Annotated in this window: 17 protein-coding genes and 1 pseudogene; 13 read left to right on the forward strand and 5 right to left on the reverse strand. The window is 70.3% G+C overall.

Annotated elements, in window-relative coordinates; genetic code table 11:
* The 3 genes from ACWJ6R_RS00610 to ACWJ6R_RS00620 all read left to right on the forward strand — a co-directional run.
* The coding region (locus ACWJ6R_RS00610; RefSeq protein WP_449060315.1) for an aminotransferase class V-fold PLP-dependent enzyme at positions 1–407 on the forward strand (407 nt) is incomplete at its 5' end.
* A gap of 34 nt (positions 408–441) precedes the next feature.
* Entirely contained in the window at positions 442–711 is a 270-nt protein-coding gene (locus ACWJ6R_RS00615) for a sulfurtransferase TusA family protein (protein ID WP_449060316.1), read from the forward strand.
* 65 nt (positions 712–776) lie between these two features.
* Complete coding sequence (locus ACWJ6R_RS00620; RefSeq protein ID WP_068894268.1) at positions 777–1,199, forward strand: CBS domain-containing protein; 423 nt, start codon at positions 777–779, stop codon at positions 1,197–1,199.
* A gap of 55 nt (positions 1,200–1,254) precedes the next feature.
* Here the strand turns inward: ACWJ6R_RS00620 and ACWJ6R_RS00625 are convergent, their stop codons facing one another.
* Together ACWJ6R_RS00625 and erpA are read right to left on the reverse strand one after the other, a co-directional pair.
* Positions 1,255–2,241 (reverse strand): carbohydrate kinase family protein, encoded by a 987-nt coding sequence (locus ACWJ6R_RS00625; protein WP_449060317.1) that lies wholly within the window; start codon positions 2,239–2,241, stop codon positions 1,255–1,257.
* 140 nt (positions 2,242–2,381) lie between these two features.
* Entirely contained in the window at positions 2,382–2,735 is a 354-nt protein-coding gene (gene erpA / locus ACWJ6R_RS00630) for an iron-sulfur cluster insertion protein ErpA (RefSeq protein ID WP_196452653.1), read from the reverse strand.
* A gap of 180 nt (positions 2,736–2,915) precedes the next feature.
* Between erpA and nadA the strand changes: the two genes are divergently transcribed.
* Positions 2,916–4,070: a quinolinate synthase NadA gene (gene nadA, locus ACWJ6R_RS00635; RefSeq protein WP_449060318.1), complete on the forward strand. Its 1,155-nt coding sequence runs from the start codon at positions 2,916–2,918 to the stop codon at positions 4,068–4,070.
* 60 nt (positions 4,071–4,130) lie between these two features.
* Here nadA and ACWJ6R_RS00640 read toward each other — a convergent pair whose 3' ends face one another.
* Positions 4,131–5,045, reverse strand: a complete 915-nt coding sequence (locus ACWJ6R_RS00640) for a hypothetical protein (RefSeq protein WP_449060319.1) — start codon at positions 5,043–5,045, stop codon at positions 4,131–4,133.
* Here ACWJ6R_RS00640 and ACWJ6R_RS00645 point away from each other — a divergent pair.
* The 5 genes from ACWJ6R_RS00645 (at position 5,020) to trxA (ending at position 8,923) form a co-directional block, all read left to right on the forward strand.
* Positions 5,020–5,805 (forward strand): hypothetical protein, encoded by a 786-nt coding sequence (locus ACWJ6R_RS00645; protein ID WP_449060320.1) that lies wholly within the window; start codon positions 5,020–5,022, stop codon positions 5,803–5,805. The two genes, ACWJ6R_RS00640 and ACWJ6R_RS00645, sit on opposite strands and share 26 nt — an antisense overlap.
* A gap of 134 nt (positions 5,806–5,939) precedes the next feature.
* A complete protein-coding gene (sigM, locus tag ACWJ6R_RS00650) occupies positions 5,940–6,587 on the forward strand; it encodes an RNA polymerase sigma factor SigM (protein WP_449060321.1) in 648 nt (215 codons plus the stop codon).
* Positions 6,577–7,488, forward strand: a complete 912-nt coding sequence (locus ACWJ6R_RS00655) for a zf-HC2 domain-containing protein (protein ID WP_449060322.1) — start codon at positions 6,577–6,579, stop codon at positions 7,486–7,488. The genes sigM and ACWJ6R_RS00655 overlap by 11 nt, the downstream gene beginning before the upstream one ends.
* A 125-nt stretch (positions 7,489–7,613) precedes the next feature.
* On the forward strand, positions 7,614–8,549 hold the full coding sequence (gene trxB, locus ACWJ6R_RS00660) for a thioredoxin-disulfide reductase (protein WP_449060323.1): 936 nt from the start codon (positions 7,614–7,616) through the stop codon (positions 8,547–8,549).
* Positions 8,550–8,599: 50 nt separating this feature from the next.
* Positions 8,600–8,923 (forward strand): thioredoxin, encoded by a 324-nt coding sequence (gene trxA / locus ACWJ6R_RS00665; protein ID WP_068900295.1) that lies wholly within the window; start codon positions 8,600–8,602, stop codon positions 8,921–8,923.
* 187 nt (positions 8,924–9,110) lie between these two features.
* Here trxA and ACWJ6R_RS00670 read toward each other — a convergent pair whose 3' ends face one another.
* A complete protein-coding gene (locus tag ACWJ6R_RS00670) occupies positions 9,111–9,716 on the reverse strand; it encodes a GNAT family N-acetyltransferase (protein ID WP_449060324.1) in 606 nt (201 codons plus the stop codon).
* Positions 9,717–10,038: 322 nt separating this feature from the next.
* Here ACWJ6R_RS00670 and ACWJ6R_RS00675 point away from each other — a divergent pair, with 322 nt between their 5' ends.
* The 3 genes and pseudogenes from ACWJ6R_RS00675 (at position 10,039) to ACWJ6R_RS00685 (ending at position 13,589) form a co-directional block, all read left to right on the forward strand.
* Positions 10,039–11,271 carry an aminotransferase-like domain-containing protein gene (locus ACWJ6R_RS00675; RefSeq protein ID WP_449060358.1) on the forward strand — a complete coding sequence of 411 codons (1,233 nt, stop codon included), beginning with the start codon at positions 10,039–10,041 and terminating at the stop codon, positions 11,269–11,271.
* Between the two features lie 207 nt (positions 11,272–11,478).
* Positions 11,479–12,434: pseudogene (locus ACWJ6R_RS00680) on the forward strand (D-alanine--D-alanine ligase family protein).
* Positions 12,435–12,533: 99 nt separating this feature from the next.
* Positions 12,534–13,589 carry a threonine aldolase family protein gene (locus ACWJ6R_RS00685; protein WP_449060325.1) on the forward strand — a complete coding sequence of 352 codons (1,056 nt, stop codon included), beginning with the start codon at positions 12,534–12,536 and terminating at the stop codon, positions 13,587–13,589.
* Positions 13,590–14,326: 737 nt separating this feature from the next.
* Here ACWJ6R_RS00685 and ACWJ6R_RS00690 read toward each other — a convergent pair.
* Entirely contained in the window at positions 14,327–14,743 is a 417-nt protein-coding gene (locus tag ACWJ6R_RS00690; RefSeq protein ID WP_449060326.1) for a MarR family transcriptional regulator, read from the reverse strand.
* Positions 14,744–14,811: 68 nt separating this feature from the next.
* Here ACWJ6R_RS00690 and ACWJ6R_RS00695 point away from each other — a divergent pair, with 68 nt between their 5' ends.
* Positions 14,812–15,075: a hypothetical protein gene (locus ACWJ6R_RS00695; RefSeq protein WP_449060327.1), complete on the forward strand. Its 264-nt coding sequence runs from the start codon at positions 14,812–14,814 to the stop codon at positions 15,073–15,075.
* The last annotated feature ends 63 nt before the right edge of the window (positions 15,076–15,138 follow it).

A 15,138-nucleotide genomic window follows, 5' to 3' on the forward strand; every position in this document is an offset into this window, starting at 1 on the left:
GCCGCGCTGCGGCCGTGGCGGCCGAGTCGGCCCGCGAGGGCGAGCGCCTGTCGGCGCTGGTCGACCGGATCAGGTCCGAGGTGCCCCGGCTCGTCCCCGACGTCGAGGTGATCGGCGACCCCGTCGCGCGGGTGCCGCACCTCGTCACCTTCTCCTGCCTCTACGTGGAGGGCGAGGCGCTGCTGACCGAACTGGACCGGTCCGGTTTCGCCGTATCCTCCGGAAGCTCCTGCACGGCGAGTACGCTTCGTCCATCGCACGTCCTGGAAGCCATGGGCGTGCTTACGCATGGGAATGTCCGGGTATCGCTGCCCCGGGGCGCGTCCGCCGCGGACGTCGACCGCTTCCTCGCCCTGCTGCCGGAGACGGTGCGCAGGATCCGCGAGGAGGCCGGGGTCAGGTCGTGAGGCAGCTGAGAAGAAGTCGGGGAGTGAGAGCGTGATGTCGTCCAGGCAGGCCGCCGCGGAGGAGGCCGTCCAGCAACCGGCGCTGACCATCGACGCGCTGGGCAAGAAGTGCCCCATCCCGATCATCATGCTCGCCGAGCGGATCAACGAGGTGCCGCTGAACGCGATCGTCTCCGTCCTCGCCGACGATCCCGCGGCCTTCACCGACGTGCCCGCCTGGTGCCGGCTGAAGTCCCACCGCCACGTGGCCAGCCACGAGCTCCCCGAGGGCGGCTGGGCGATCCACGTGCGACGCAATTACTGATTCGCCGGGAAAGTGGGTACAGCTCCCCCTGAAGTGCCATTCACACGTTTTCGGGGGGAGACACCATGAGCGGGGAGACCGCCAAGGATCTGATGAGCGCCGGCTGCCAGTGCATCCAGGCCGAGGAGACGCTCGACCGCGCCGCGCAGCTCATGCGGGAGATGAACGTCGGGGCGCTGCCCATCTGCGGCAGCGACGACCGGCTCAAGGGGATCATCACCGACCGCGACATCATCGTGAAGTGCATCGCCGAGGGCAAGGACCCGGCGCGGACCACCGCCGGAGAGCTCGCCACCGGACTGGTCTGGGTACCGGCCGAGGCCAGCGTCGAGGAGGCCCTCACCAAGATGGAGCAGAACCAGATCAAGCGGCTCCCGGTGATCGAGAACGGCCGGATCGTCGGCATGATCAGCGAGGCCGACCTGGCCAAGAACCTGCCGGACGACAAGCTCGCGGACTTCGTCCACCGTGTCTACGCCAGGGCCTGACGCCCTGGCGAGGTCCGGGGCCGGTCCGCGCGGACCGGTCCCGGACCCGGCGGGGTCAGGCGTGGTGGCAGCGCACGAACCCGGCCACCTCGGCGGCGGCCTCGGCGCCGTAGGCGTCGGTGAAGCGCTCCAGGAAGACCTTCTGGCCGAGCTCGTACTCCTGGCAGCCGACGCGCTCCAGGACGTGCGTGGCGGTGAGGTTGCCGATCTGGCCGCAGCGCTCCAGGGACAGGCCCCAGGCCAGGCCCGCCAGGAAGCCCGCGCGGAAGGCGTCGCCGACGCCGGTGGGGTCGGCCTTGCCGAGTTCGGGGGCCGGGGAGATGTGCAGCGACGGCTCGCCCTTGCGGTCGATCACGGCGCCCTTGGGGCCGAGCGTGGTGACGCGGACGCCGACCCGGTCGAGGATCTCCTCGTCGGACCAGCCCGTCTTCTGCTCGATCAGGCCCTTCTCGTAGTCGTTGCTGAACAGGTAGGCGGCGCCGTCGATCAGCAGGCGGATGTCCTCGCCGGACATCCGGGCGAGCTGCTGGGAGGGGTCGGCGGCGAACGGGATCGCGCGCTGGCGGGCCTCGTCGGTGTGCCGGAGCATCGCGTCGGGGTCGTTGGGGCTGATCAGCACCAGGTCGAGCCCGCCCACCCGGTCGGCGATCGGCTGCAGCTCGATCAGCCGGGCGTCGGCCATCGCGCCGGTGTAGAACGACGCGATCTGGTTGTGCTCCTCATCGGTGGTGCACAGGAAGCGGGCCGTGTGGTACGTCTCGGAGATGTGCACCGAGCCGCAGTCGACGCCGTGGCGCTCCAGCCAGGAGCGGTAGTCGGCGAAGTCGGCGCCGACCGCGCCGACCAGGATCGGCGACAGGCCCAGGCAGCCCATGCCGAAGGCGATGTTGGCCGCGCAGCCGCCACGGCGGACTTGCAGGTCGTCCACGAGGAACGACAGGGAGACCCGGTCGAGCTGGTCGGCGATCAGCTGATCACCGAACCTGCCCGGGAAGGTCATCAGATGGTCGGTCGCGATTGAGCCGGTGACGGCGATGCGCACGGGATCCTTCTCCTCGTTGTCAGCATCTTCGGGCGGTGAGCCACGCAAGAATACGCCAAGTCATGGCACGTGAAAGCCCTGCCGGGTGAGGGACGCCTCACCTGGCAGGGCTTTTCAGGCGTGCCGGTCGTACGACCGGCTCAGTTGAACGAGTCGCCGCAGGCGCAGGAGCCCGTGGCGTTCGGGTTGTCGATCGTGAAGCCCTGCTTCTCGATCGTGTCGACGAAGTCGACCGTGGCGCCGATGAGGTACGGCGCGCTCATCCGGTCGGTGACCACGCTGACACCGTTGAAGTCCGTGACGACGTCGCCGTCCATCGAACGGTCGTCGAAGAAGAGCTGGTAGCGCAGGCCGGAGCAGCCGCCGGGCTGCACGGCCACACGCAGCTGGAGGCCCTCCTCGCCCTGCTGCTCCAGCAGGCTCTTGACCTTGGCCGCGGCCGCGTCGCTCAGGATCAGGCCCTGCGCCGTGGTCTCGCTGCTCTCAACCGACATGTGGTGACTCCCGCGTCTACGTCAACCGCCCGTCTGAACGGCTGTGTGTTCCTGACGTCCTTCTCAGACGCTACCAACACCCGCGGGATGCCATGCATTCCGATCCCCCGCCCCCCGGAATAAATCCCCCGGACCGTGTGTCATCATTAGTCGTCACTTAGACGATAAGGGGGTGTGGTCGTGACGACCACCGAGACCGGGCTTCCGCTCTTCGTCCTCGGCCGCCAGGCCGATCCGCACAGTGAGCGCGGGGTGGACTGCCCGGGTGAGCTGCCGCCGGCCTCCGATCCGGCGCTCGTGGAGCGCGCGGAGCGGGCCAAGGCGGCGCTCGGCGACCGGGTCTTCGTGCTCGGCCACCACTACCAGCGCGACGAGGTCATCCGGTTCGCCGACGTGACCGGCGACTCGTTCAAGCTCGCCCAGCAGGCCGCGGCCCGTCCCGAGGCCGAGTACATCGTCTTCTGCGGCGTGCACTTCATGGCCGAGTCGGCCGACATCCTGACCGGCGACTCCCAGAAGGTCGTGCTCCCGGACCTGGCCGCCGGGTGCTCCATGGCGGACATGGCCACCTTCGACCAGGTCGAGGAGTGCTGGGACGCGCTCGCCGACGCCGGGATCGCCGACGTCACGGTGCCGGTCACCTACATGAACTCCAGCGCCGACATCAAGGCGTTCTGCGGGCGCAACGGCGGCACCGTGTGCACCTCCTCCAACGCGCGCCGGGCCCTGGACTGGGCCTTCTCCCGCGGCGAGAAGGTGCTGTTCCTGCCCGACCAGCACCTGGGCCGCAACACCGCCGTGCTGGAGATGGGCCTGTCCCTGGACGACTGCGTCGTCTACAACCCGCACCGGCCGAACGGCGGCCTGACCGAGCAGCAGCTCCGCGACGCCAAGATGATCCTGTGGCGGGGGCACTGCTCGGTGCACGGCCGGTTCACCGCCGAGAGCGTGGACGACGTCCGGGAGCGCGTCCCCGGCGTCAACGTGCTGGTGCACCCCGAGTGCCGGCACGAGGTGGTGGTCAAGGCCGACCACGTCGGCTCGACCGAGTACATCATCAAGAAGCTCACCGAGGCCCCGGCCGGCTCCTCCTGGGCCATCGGCACCGAGCTCAACCTGGTCAAGCGGCTCGGGGCCATGTTCCCCGACAAGAACGTGTCGTTCCTGGACCGGACCGTCTGCTACTGCTCGACGATGAACCGGATCGACCTGCCGCACCTGGTGTGGGCGCTGGAGTCCCTGGCCGCCGGCCAGGTCGTCAACCGGATCACCGTGGACCCCGACACCACCCACTGGGCCAAGGTCGCCCTGGACCGGATGCTCGCCCTGCCGTGACCCCCGCGGTCCCGCCGTGGAGGACCACGGCGGGACCGGAGGCGCGGCGGGCCGGCGGGGTCAGCGCACCCGGGTGTAGCGCATGAACTGCTTCTCGTACTCCTTGGCGTCCGCGGTCTCCGCGAGCACCCGCTTGACCTCGCCCTCCAGGTCGATCACGACCGCCTCGAAGCCGGAGCCCTTGGCCCGCCAGGCCGCGATGTGCCGGTCGTCGTACCAGCCGACGACCCGCTCCGTCACGAACGGGACCCGGGCCTGCGGCTCCCCGTCGGCGGCGGTGGACCAGACGCAGATCTCCTGCGTGGTCCCCTTGCAGTACGTCATGATCAGCGATCCGGACGGGTTGACGTCCTCCCCCTCGACGGTGAGCGGCTTGCCCACGTCGAGCAGGGTCTGCAGGATCGTGCCCTGCAGGTCGTAGAAGCGGATGCGGTGGGTGTCGCCGTCGATCGCCCAGGTGCCGACCGCGCGGCCGTCACCCCGCCAGAAGTAGCTCCACGTCCCGGCGTCCTTCTCCTTCACCTTGACGATCTTCGCCTTCCGGGTGGCGATGTCGATGATCGCGTAGCCGTACGGGTGGCTGGGCTTGGTCGCGTCGGCGTCCGCCTCGTACAGCGTGACCAGGCCCTTCTTCCCGTCCGGCGACCACTGCGGCAGCGACGGGTAGACCGGGGCCTTGGTGAGCCTGACCTTGTTCACCGCGCCGCCGGCCCGGTCGATGATCGAGACCAGGGCGTAGTGCTCCTTGTCGTACTGCAGGTCGGTGGCCAGTGCCCCGGTCCCCTCGGGGTTCACCGTGTAGTCGATGTACTGGTCGGCGGCGGCGAAGTCGTTCGCGCCGTGCTCGCGGGCGTAGACGTGGAACTTCCCGGCCGTCTCCAGGCTGTAGGAGGTCAGCCGGACCGGGTCCTCGTCGCTCTCGTGGATCGTGGTCGAGGTGCCCGGGAGCTTGATCTCCCGGGTGGCCTCCGGCACCCGGGCGGCGACCGGGCTGGGCGTGGCGTGCTGCGTCGCGGGCGCGCTGGCGGCCGGCGAGGAGGACGGGGTCACCTCGGACCCGCCGCTCCGCAGCGCCACCGCCCCGCCCCGCCGTACCGGCCGGTCCAGCAGCCCGCACCCTTCGGGCGGCGGCGGAGCGCTCGGCAAGGTGGCCGTGGGGCTGGTCGTCCTGCTGGTCATGGCCGCGGTCGGCCTGGGCGCCTGGACGCTCGGCCGCAGCATCGGCAACGCCGGCGACGCCCCGGAGGCCGGTGGCAGCCCGTCGCCCACGCCCACGGCGGGGAGCACGGCGACCCGCGAGGTGAAGCCCGGCTCCGCCCAGGGCTTCGACCCGCTGGGCGACGGCGACGAGCGGAGCGAGCTCGCGTCCCTGGCCCTGGACGGCAAGCCCTCCACGGACTGGCACTCGGAGTCGTACCCCTCCGCCGACTTCGGCCGGTTGAAGGACGGCGTCGGCCTGCTGATCGACCTCAAGGACAGCGTGGCCGTCAAGGAGGTGACGGCCGACTTCGGGCCGGTCTCCGGCGGCGCCGTGGAGCTCCGGGTGGGCGACTCCAAGAGCCTCGGCGACCTGGACGCGGTGGCGAAGGCCTCCGGGCTGGGCGGCAAGGAGACCCTCACCGTCAAGTCCCCGAAGAAGGGGCGCTACGTCCTGATCTGGTTCACCGAGGGCCCCTCCTACCAGGGCAAGTACCGTGCCCAGGTGAACGAGGTGAAGATCCGCGCGGTCAAGTGACCGGTGGGTGCGGCGAGGCGAAAGCGGTGCGATTTGATCTGGTTTACCGCTCTTCTTGCCGATCATGAGAGATTTCGTGGCACCATCTATTCCGTAGAGGTGTTCTCCCGGATCGGCATAGCAGGACTTTCCTTGTGAATTCCCCACCCGATACCCCGCCGACGGCGGATCAGCAGGAGGCGCGGACGGCCATGTCCGACGCCGATCTGCTGACCCGGCACATCGCCGGGGATCCGCACGCTTTCAGTGAGCTGGTCAAGCGCCACCGAGACCGCATGTGGGCGGTCGCCCTGCGCACGCTGGGCGATCCCGACGAGGCGGCCGACGCCGTGCAGGACGCGTTCGTCTCGGCCTACCGCAAGGCGGGCAGCTTCCGCGGTGAGGCGGCAGTCACCACGTGGCTGCACCGCATCGTGGTGAACGCCTGCCTGGACCGCATGCGCCGCAAGTCCGTACGGCCCGTCGCCGACGACGAGCTGATCGAGGCCGCCGAGCGCGAGACCCCGGTGCCCGACCAGACGGCCGAGCGCGAGGTCTCCATGGAGGTCTCGTCCGCGCTCAAGCTGCTCCCCGCCGACCAGCGGGCGGCCCTGGTGCTCGTCGACATGATGGGCTACTCGGTCGAGGACGCGGCCCAGGTCCTGCAGGTGCCCAGCGGCACCGTGAAGAGCCGATGCGCACGTGGCCGCGCGAAACTTGTCCCCATTCTTTCGCATCTGCGGAACCGATCCGACCTGTCTCGCGTCTCATCGGCGAAGGGAGCAGAACTTCGTGACGGGTGATACGCACTACGACCTGGAGGTCCTGGCCGAACTGGCCGAGGGCCTCCTCGACGCCGCCACGGCCATGCGGGTTCGCGAGCATCTCGCGATCTGCGATCCCTGTGGTGAGAGCCTCGCCGACCTCGCAGCGGTCCGTGAGCTTCTGGCGGCGACGCCCACCCCGGCGATGCCGATGGGGGTCGCGCTCCGCATCGACCGGGCGCTGGCCGCCGAGGCCGAGAACTTCCGTGGAGGTGGAATCGGGCTGGTGGAAGCACCGGCCTGGGACGACATAATGCGCGACGCGCCCTGGGAGGCCACGCCTCTCCCGGTGCCGGAGCCCGAGCTCACCGCACCTGAGCCGGAGCCCGAGCGCGAGATCCGGCCCGAGCCGGTGCCGGTGCTGGGGGTCGTCGGCGACGACGGCACCGTCGTCCCGGTGACGCCGTCGAGGCGGCGCAGGGCCGCGGGACGGCGCCGCTGGGCACCGGTCGCCGCGGCGGCGGGAGTGGCGGCGGCGATCGTCGGCGCGACCGTGATGGCGACCGGCATGCTCTCGGCGGCCGGTCCGGAGCAGAAGCCGCTGATCGCACAGCCCCTGCCGAGTGCGGCGACGAAGTACCAGTTGACCGACAGCAACTGGAACTACACCGACAAGGAGCTCCGCGGCTCGCTGATGGAGTACATCAGCCCGGCGCCCGTACTGGGCACGGCGGACACCTCCGAGCTGACCCGCTGCGTGCAGCAGGTCTCGGCGAAGGTCGGCAAGCAGCCGTTCGCCGTCGACCGGGGCTTCTACAACGGGCAGGAGGCCAACATCGTGCTCTTCTGGCACGACCAGCCCAAGAACCGCGTGCGCGTGCACGTGGTCGGCCCGTCCTGCGAGAACGTGCGCAAGCCCGCGCTCGCCAGCTGGCGCTGACCCCGCCCGGACCGCTCAGGAGCCCGGCACGGAACCGTCCGTGCCGGGCTTCGGCGTCACCGGGAATCACCGACGCCTAGGATCTGTTGACGCGACTGGCAACGGCAGAGGGAAAGGCGCAACGCGTGATGGACGTCCGCAATGTGATCATCATCGGATCGGGTCCCGCCGGTTACACATCGGCTGTGTACTCCGCACGCGCCGACCTGAACCCCCTGGTGTTCGAGGGATCGGTCACCGCCGGCGGTGCGCTGATGAACACCACCGAGGTGGAGAACTTCCCCGGTTTCCCCGACGGCATCATGGGCCCCGACCTGATGGACGGCCTGCGCAAGCAGGCCGAGCGGTTCGGCGCCGAGCTCGTCGCGGACGACGTGGTCGAGGTCGACCTGACCGTCACCCCCAAGGTCGTCAAGACCGCCACCGGAACCTTCCACGCCAAGGCCGTCATCCTGGCCACCGGCTCGGGCTACCGCGAGCTGGGCGTGCCCAACGAGAAGCGGCTGTCCGGCCGCGGCGTCTCCTGGTGCGCCACCTGTGACGGCTTCTTCTTCCGCGGACAGGACATCGTGGTCGTCGGCGGCGGCGACACCGCCATGGAGGAGGCCACCTTCCTCACCCGGTTCGCCGCCTCGGTGACCGTCGTGCACCGCCGGGGCGAGCTGCGCGCCAGCAAGATCATGCAGGACCGCGCGTTCGCCAACGACAAGATCCGTTTCATCTGGGACAGCGAGGTCGTCGACGTCCTGGGCGAGGAGAAGGTCTCCGGCGTACGGCTGCGCAACCTCAAGACCGGCGAGGAGAGCGAGCTCGCCGTCACCGGCCTGTTCATCGCGATCGGCCACGACCCGCGCACCGAGCTGGTCAAGGGCCAGGTGGAGCTCGACGACGAGGGCTACGTCAAGGTCGCCTCCCCCTCGACCCGCACCAACCTGGACGGCGTCTTCGCCGCGGGCGACGTGGTCGACCACACCTACCGCCAGGCGATCACCGCCGCGGGCACCGGCTGCGCCGCGTCGCTGGACGCCGAGCGCTGGCTGGCCGAGCACGGCGAGCAGTGACCCCCAGAACCGACAGCAGTCGCAGGAACCCGGATACAAGGGAGCAAGCAGTGGGCGCCATCAAGAACGTGACCGAGGCCAGCTTCGAGGCCGACGTGCTCAAGAGCGACAAGCCCGTCCTCGTCGACTTCTGGGCCGAGTGGTGCGGCCCGTGCCGCCAGGTCGCGCCGATCCTGGAGGAGATCGCCGGGGAGCAGGCCGAGAAGCTGACCATCGTCAAGCTCAACGTCGACGAGAATCAGGCCATCGCCCAGCAGTACGGCGTACTCCAGATCCCCACGATGAACGTCTATAAGAACGGAGAGGTCGTGAAGCAGATCATCGGCGCCAAGCCGAAGGCCATGCTGCTCCGCGAGCTCGAGGGCATCATCTAGGCGGTCCCCGCGCGGGACCCCTGGAGGGCCCCCTGCGGCCGGTCGCTCCCCACGGCGACGCCGGGCCGTACCACCCGCTTCCGAGCGGCACACCCACCCAGTGAGAGCCCCCTCCCCCCGAGGGGGCTCTCGCGCGTCCGCGGGCCTCCGCCGGCCCTCAGGGCGTCCAGCGGGGGCTCAGATCATCTCAGACGGGCCGCAGCGCCCTCTCCGGGCTCATCGATCCCAGGAGCCTCTCCAGCGCCACCTCGACGTCCTCGCGCCACGAGACCGCGGTCTTGAGCTCCAGGCGGAGCCGGGGGAAGCGCAGGTGCGGCCGGACCGTCTTGAAGCCGACCGCCAGCAGGTAGTCGGCGGGCATCACGCACGCCCCCGGCTGCTCCCACTTCAGGTCCCCGAACGCCTCGATCGCCCGCACCCCGCGCCGGGTCAGATCCTTGGCCACGCCCTGGACGAGCATCCGGCCCAGACCGCCGCCGGAGAACTCCGGGACGATGTGCGCGGTCATCAGCAGCACGGCGTCGGCGCTGACCGGTGAGGTCGGGAAGGCCGCCGAACGGGGCACGTAGAGCGGGGGCGCGTAGAGCACGAAGCCGACCGCGGCGCCGTCCACATAGGCGATCTTGCCGCAGCTGCCCCACTCCAGCAGGGTGGAGGAGATCCACGCCTCCTTCTCCAGCCCCGGGTCGCCGGCCTCCAGGGCCCGGTCCCCGCTGACCGGATCGAGCTCCCAGAAGACGCACCGGCGGCAGCGGCGCGGCAGGTCGTCGAGGTTGTCGAGAGTGACGTTCACCAGCCGACGCGACACCTGTTGGCCCCAATCGCGTGCGAGACGAGTGCCCAGGCCTTCCTGGCCACGGTGGGAAAACCCGCGAAAACCGCTTCCCCAGCTGGCATCGTAGCCCAGCGGAGGTCATCGTTTCAGGGCTCCGATCCCCCACGGGGAGTAGAGGTACCACTGACGTACCCTGGTTTATCTAGCTTGAGCACGTTGTGCTCCTACGACGAGGAGGTGGACCGTGGCATCCCAGAACTCGGATCACGGTCGGACCGTCGCGGCCCAGGGGTCGCGCATCGACGCCTACGTCGATCGGTACGCCGCACGGGCTACCGGGATGGTCGCCTCCGAGGTTCGAGCTCTCTTCGCCGTCGCGTCCAGGCCCGAGGTGGTCTCGCTGGCCGGCGGCATGCCGTACGTCACGGCCCTGCCCCTGGACGTCGTGGGAGAGCTCGTCGCCGACCTCGTGGCCCGCCGCGGCCCGGTCGCGCTCCAGTACGGCTCCGGCCAGGGCGACCCGCACCTGCGCGAGCAGATCTGCGACGTGATGCGCCTGGAGGGGATCGAGGGGCACGCCGACGACGTCGTGGTGACCGTCGGCTCGCAGCAGGCCCTCGACCTCATCACCCGCATCTTCATCGACCCCGGCGACGTCATCCTGGCCGAGGGCCCCTCCTACGTGGGCGCCCTGGGCACCTTCGCCGCCTACCAGGCGAAGGTCGTGCACATCGCGATGGACGACGAGGGCATCATCCCCGAGTCGCTGGCGCAGACCGTCTACGCGCTGCAGACCGCGGGCAGCCGCATCAAGTTCCTCTACACGATCCCCACCTTCCAGAACCCGGCGGGGGTGACGCTCAACGCCGCGCGCAGGGAGCAGGTGCTGGACATCTGCCAGCGCGCGGGCGTGCTCATCGTCGAGGACAATCCGTACGGCCTGCTCGGCTTCGACGGCGAGCCCATGCGGGCGCTGCGCGCCGACAACCCCGACGGCGTGGTCTACCTGGGCTCGTTCTCCAAGACGCTCGCCCCCGGCTTCCGGGTGGGCTGGGCGCTCGCCCCGCACGCCATCCGCGACAAGCTGGTGCTGGCGATGGAGTCGGCCGTGCTGTCGCACTCCGCCTTCACCCAGCTCGCCGTGGGAGAGTACCTCGCCACGCAGCCCTGGCGCGAGCAGATCAAGACCTTCCGGGAGCTCTACCGCGAGCGCCGGGACACCATGCTCTCCTCGCTGGAGTCCCTGATGCCCGCCGAGTGCTCCTGGACCCGGCCGAGCGGCGGGTTCTTCGTCTGGGCCACCCTCCCCGAGGGGCTGGACTCCAAGGCGCTCCTGCCCCGGGCGGTCGCCGAGCGGGTGGCGTTCGTCCCGGGCACCGGTTTCTTCGCCGACGGGAGCGGCGCCCGGCACATGCGGCTGTCCTACTGTTACCCGGAGCCCGAGCGCATCCGCGAGGGCGTGCGCCGGCTGGCCGGGGTGATCGAGCAGGAGCTGCAGCTGCGCGACACGTTCGGCGCCGGCACCTTCCCCGACCACGTCGGGGTGGACACCCCGGGACCCGACCTCGCGTAGCGGTTCCCCGCGCTCCTCCGCCCGGCTCGTGCGGAGGAGCGCCTCCGGCCCTTTCCGGCGCCGGTTTCCCCCGTGGCGGACCGCCGCGTGGGTCATCTCCGGGGCGGTGCCGTACGGTGACTTCCGACGCTGTCGTCCGGCCTCCGGCCCGACGGCGGGAAGCGCGGTTCGACGGGCTCGATGCGGCTTGAAGGAGAAGGTGTTCGGATGAGTGATCTCGGCCACGTGCTCGTCCTGGCAGGCGGACTGTCCTACGAACGGGAGGTCTCGCTGCGCTCGGGGCGCCGGGTGAGCGAGGTGCTGCGTGCGGCGGGCGTCTCCGTCGAGACGCGCGACATCGACGCCTCCCTCGTCCCCCGGGTGCTGGCCGACCCGCCCAGCGCCGTCTTCGTGACGCTGCACGGCGGGGCCGGTGAGGACGGCGCCATCCGCTCGGTGCTGGAGCTCCTGTCCGTCCCCTACGTGGGCGCCAGGTCCGAGGCGTGCCGGGTCGCCTTCGACAAGCCCACCGCGAAGACGGTCGTCCGTTCCGCCGGCGTGCGCACCCCCGAGTCGGTGACGCTTCCCAAGGAGACGTTCCACGACCTCGGCGCCTCCGCCGTGCTGGCCCGGATCGTCGAGCGGCTGGGACTCCCGCTGTTCGTCAAGCCGTCCCGGGGCGGATCCGCCCTCGGCGCTCGGTCGTGCGCACGGCCGAGGAACTGCCCTCCGCCATGGTGGGCTGCTTCGCCTACGGGGACACCGCTCTGATCGAGCGGTGCGTCGAGGGCGTCGAGGTGGCCGTCTCCGTGGTGGACCTCGGCGAGGGCCCTGTCGCCCTGCCTCCGGTGGAGATCGTCCCCGATGACGGCGTCTACGACTACGCGGCCCGTTACACCGCGGGCCGTACGGAGTTCTTCGCCCCGGCCCGCCTGTCCCCCGAGGCGGCGGCCGCCTGCGCCGAGATGGCCGTGACCGCGCACGCCGCCCTGGGCCTGCGCGACGTCTCCCGGACCGACCTGATCGTCGACGGGAACGGCCTGCCGCACTTCCTCGAGGTCAACGTCGCTCCCGGCATGACCGAGACCTCCCTCTTCCCCATGGCCGTCGAGGCCGCCGACCACGATCTCGGCTCCCTCTGCCGCTCGCTGCTGGAGCAGGCCGCCGCCCGCGGCGCGGCCTGAAGCCCGCGCCTCCCCGCCCACAGGTGAAGCCTCCCCGTCTCCGGACGGACCGGAGCACCGCCTGATCGGCGGGGAGGCGGGCTCCCATACGCTGGCACTGTGCTGACCTCGACCACTCTCTTTCCCAAGAGCTTCGCCAGCGACAACCACTCGGGCGTGCATCCCAAGGTGCTCGCGGCCATCGCGGACGCCAACACCGGAGACGCTCCCGCCTACGGCGCCGATCCCTGGACCCAGGCGATGGAAGCCGCCTTCCGGAGCCAGTTCGGCGCGCACACGAGGGCGTACGCGATGTTCAACGGCACCGGAGCCAACGTCACCGGGCTCGGTCTGGCGCTGCGCCCCTACGAGTCCGTGCTCTGCCCGGCCACTGCGCACATCAACACCCACGAGTGCGGCGCCGCCGAGCGGGTCCTCGGCGCCAAGCTCATCCCCCTCCCGACGGACGACGGCAAGATCACTGTCGACGACGTCCGCGAGCACCTCTCCGTCGTGGGGAACACCCAGTACGCCCAGCCGCGCGTCATCTCCATCTCCCAGGTCACCGAGTGCGGCACGGTCTACACGGCCGACGAGATCGCGGAGCTCGCGGAGTTCGCCCATTCCAACGGGCTCTTCCTGCACATGGACGGCGCCCGCCTGGCCAACGCCGCGGCCGAGCTCGGTTGCCCGATGCGCGCTCTCACCACCGACGCGGGCGTGGACCTGCTCAGCTTCGGCGGCACCAAGAACGGCGCCATGGGCGCCGAGGCCCTCGTCGTCCTCCGCCCCGAGCTGGACCCACCGGCGCTGTTCCTCCGCAAGCAGGGGATGCAGCTCGCCTCGAAGATGCGCTTCGTCTCGGCTCAGCTGACCGCGCTCCTCACCGACGACCTCTGGCGGGAGAACGCCGCCCACGCCAACGCGATGGCCCACCGGCTCGCCGACGGCGTCACCGACCTTCCCGGCGTCTCCCTCCGCTACCCCGTGCAGTCCAACGCCGTCTTCCCCGTCCTTCCGGAGAAGGCGATCGCCGAGCTCCAGCAGCGCTACCTCTTCCATACCTGGGACGCCTCGGAGAACGTGGTCCGCTGGATGGCCGCCTTCGACACCACCCCCGAGCACATCGACACCTTCGTCGCGGACATCCGCACCGTCATCCAGCCCGGCCCTTGAGGCATCGGTCCGGCTGTTTCACGTGAAACCGTAGGGCCGAGGGTGCACGTTTCACGTGAAACATCGGCCGTCTCCGAAAACTGTTTCACGTGAAACATCGCGGACATCGCTGGGGCGGGTCCGTTCGCACGGTGGCTCAGTGCTGCACACTGCGGTGGGGCGTCGCTGGGGAGGGCCGGTTCGTGGTGGCTGGTCTTGGTGCGCACGGAGGCGGGCCGGTGGTCCTGCCGGCCGTCTCAGTTGGGCTCTGGTGGTTTCCGGCCTTCGGCCTGGGCTCGGGCGCGCGGGGTTCGGTGCTTTATACGCCGGCAGGACCACCGGCCCACCTCCGTGCACCGCTGCTCCGCCGTACCGATGCGGACCGTAGTTTCTCGCTCTCCGGCTGCCCGGTGGTCCCGCCGACGCTGAAGCGACCCGTGCGGTTCCGGCGTGGTGCTCGCCGTAGCTGAAGCCATCCCGTCGGAAAGGAGCTCAGGGCCGGGCGCCATAGAAAGAAAGCCCTGGCGGTGGCCACCACGTGGAGTCGCCTCATGGTGGGACTCTCCCTGTCCTCCAGGAGTCGACGGTGGCACATCGCATGGTGCGCCTCCGTCGGCCGGCTCATCCAGCACGTCCACCCGGTCGAGACCAGCGGCGGATCCGACCGATCGGCCGAGTCGCGGGGCGGTCGCGACTGCCCGGGAAAGCCACACCGCAGGTCACACCTCGGCCGATGATGAGGCCGACCCTGCGGAGAGCTAACTGCGCAGGCGGGCAAGTGCCTCCGGGGTCAGGTCCTGAGCGAGGTCCTCCAGGAGGGCGATGATCTCGGCGACCCGCGGCGGATTGCCCGCGGTGCCCAGAGCTTTCGCCAGCGCGGTTTCAATGGAGGTCGACTTGACCGCCTCCACTCGGCCGGAGGGTTCGGACGCGGGCTGTATGAGGAGCCTACGGCGGTCGCGGGGATCGGGATCGGTGACGATGGCACCCGCCTCGCGAAGCCGCGCCACCGCGCCCGAGACCGCACTCTGCGGCAGGCCGGCGCGGGTGGCGATCTCTCCGATTGCGCTTCCCGGATGCGCGCGCACATCACCGACCACGATCAGGATCGTCCGGACGCCGGTCGTCTGCCCGTCGACCCCAGCCGCGGGGAGCGCCTCCTCGCCGATCTTCATCAAGGTTCGGCCCAGCAGGAAAAGCTCTCGAGCGCGACTTCACCGCCGTCATCGGCGACACCCTGCCAGTGGCCGCGCTGAAGGACACGACCACCCGCATCCTGCCCGCCGCCGGTCGCATGACCCCGCGTGACGTCTTCGACTACCGCTGCGCCCAGGAACTGGCCGACCTCATGGGTACTCGGATTGTCGAGTTCCCCGGCGGCCACAACGGCAACACCACCCACCCCCGAGCCTATGCATCCCGCCTACGCGAGGTCCTCCGGCTTCGACAAGCAGAGGTGGAGCCGACCGACTCGTTCACCTCGTGTTCTTGTGGACGGACAGGATGATCCACTGACGGACGGTCACCGAGGATCCCGAGCGGCAGCCTGAAACCGACGAAGGCGGCCGCT

This window comes from Planomonospora algeriensis (genome assembly GCF_977012225.1).